Source organism: Bacillus sp. 5mfcol3.1, from assembly GCF_900114335.1.
Lineage (GTDB): Bacteria > Bacillota > Bacilli > Bacillales > Bacillaceae_G > Bacillus_A > Bacillus_A thuringiensis_S.
Window position 1 is genome coordinate 1 of record NZ_FOST01000055.1, and the last position, 2,004, is coordinate 2,004.

Here is a 2,004-nt window from a genome sequence, read left to right on the forward strand (position 1 = left end):
GAAGAATTGATGTTATTCGGGGGAGGTGCTTAATACCATGCATCTAGTTTTAAAGGTTATACCAAAGAAATGGCTCATCACTTTAGCACTACTTGTGATGGGTCTTTTTTCTTTTCTTTTACTTGGAATCTTAAGCATTTTTATTGCAGCGATGGGGAGCGATAGCGGAACAGACGCAGGTGATATTACGTATACAGGTGAAGGGCAAGTCATGAATGTTTCGCCTGAAGTTCTAAAATGGGAACCTACGATTCGGAAGCATGCGAAAGCCTTTGGGGTGGAACCGTTTGTCGCTTTAATGCTTGCACAAATGATGCAAGAGAGTGGAGGTCGAGGTAGCGATCCGATGCAAAGCTCGGAAGGTGCATTTAATACGAAATATTGTAAATCACCAAACTGTATTACAGATCCAGACTACAGTATTTGGGCTGGTGTACAGGAGTTTAAACATGCGATAGAAAGAGCTGGTGTAACGAGTCCTGGTGACATGGATCATATCAAAACCGCCCTTCAAGCATATAATTTCGGGACAGGATTTTTCGATTTTATTGGTGCAAATGGTGGCAAGTATACGAAAGAGTTAGCAATTAAATTTTCACAACAACAATATCAAAAAGTGAAACATACGGGTATGTATCGTTGTGTAAGGCCAGAGATGATACCCTACTCCGCGTGCTACGGGGACGCGCTTTATGTTGATGCCGTTTTGAAATATTATCAGCCGGGTTCTGTCGTTTCTGGTGGTGGAGGAAATCCAGGAAGTGGAGGAAGTAGTGGTTCAAAAGTTGCCGATGTAGGTCGCCAATGGATAGGACGTTCTACCTATGTATTTGGTGGAGGACGGAACACAAATGACATCGCAAGAGGGATATTTGATTGCAGTAGTTTTGTACGTTGGGCATTCGAACAAGTGGGGATGTATACCAGTCCGATTGGCGCTGTAAGTACGGAAACATTAAACAAAATTGGTACAAAAGTATCAGCAAATGATATGAAACCGGGTGACGTTATTTTCTTTGATACCTACAAACATGACGGGCACGTTGGAATTGTAATTGATAAAAATACGTTCATAGGATGCCAGACGAATAAAGGTGTTTCTATTGAAGATTTAAATAATCCATATTGGAAAAAAGTCTTTTCTGGTCATGTAAGAAGGTTCTAATAACCGAAAGAATAGGAGACTGAAAGAATGAAAGATAAACGAAAATCTTTGTTTATTGTTTTTGTCATTTTAGTTGTAGGTGTGACAGCTTTTAATATCTATTTAAGCAAAAAATCAATGAGTGATGGCAAAGAAAAACAGTTAAAACTTTCAAATGAATTACTCACAAAACAAAATGAAGACTTAAAAAAACGACTGGATAAGGTACTTCCTTCCGCGCAGGAACAACAGAGAAGGGCGTACTTATCGCTAGCCGAAACATTTATACAATTATCATTTCATAGAGAAAAAGAAGGGTACAGCGAGCGAAAAGAAAAGGCAAAATCCATTATGAGCGAAGAACTTTTACAACAATTCTATCCGACTGACAAATATGAATTAGGAGATACGTATAAAACAAAACCAATAGAAATGAAGTTGTATTTACAAGAAAATGAACCCGATAAAGAGAAGGTAAATGTGCTAGCTGAATTTATAAATGTCACGACAGATCCAACGCAAAACCGAGAAGAAAAAGTAAACAATGTGTTACGAATCATCATGAAAAAAGATAAGGAAACATGGCGAGTTACAAGTGTGGAAGAGTTAAATATGAAAGTTTTATAACGAAAAAGGTGGGGTGAGAGTGTGATAGGTGCAATTGGTAAGAAGAGTGAAAGAATCAATCTAAGAAAAAATAAGTCGTGGATCTACCTAACAATTATCAGCTTTCTATTTTTGGGATTTTTCGCTTTCTTGACATCTAAAATTTACATGCCAAACGATGAAAAACTATTCCATACAGAGACAAATAAAGTAATTAAGTTGTCGGGTATGGGGAAATTGATTGTAGAAAAAAG

At 37.7% G+C, this 2,004-nt stretch carries 2 protein-coding genes and 1 pseudogene; all 3 read left to right on the forward strand.

All coding sequences use genetic code 11. The features are described from left to right. Positions 1-37: 37 nt before the first annotated feature. Positions 38-1,165: a bifunctional lytic transglycosylase/C40 family peptidase gene (locus BM089_RS30365; protein WP_090979213.1), complete on the forward strand. Its 1,128-nt coding sequence runs from the start codon at positions 38-40 to the stop codon at positions 1,163-1,165. A gap of 27 nt (positions 1,166-1,192) precedes the next feature. Continuing rightward, positions 1,193-1,771 (forward strand): MerR family transcriptional regulator, encoded by a 579-nt coding sequence (locus BM089_RS30370; RefSeq protein WP_090979215.1) that lies wholly within the window; start codon positions 1,193-1,195, stop codon positions 1,769-1,771. Positions 1,772-1,792: 21 nt separating this feature from the next. Then, a pseudogene (locus BM089_RS30375) lies at positions 1,793-2,004 on the forward strand (hypothetical protein); the annotation flags it as partial.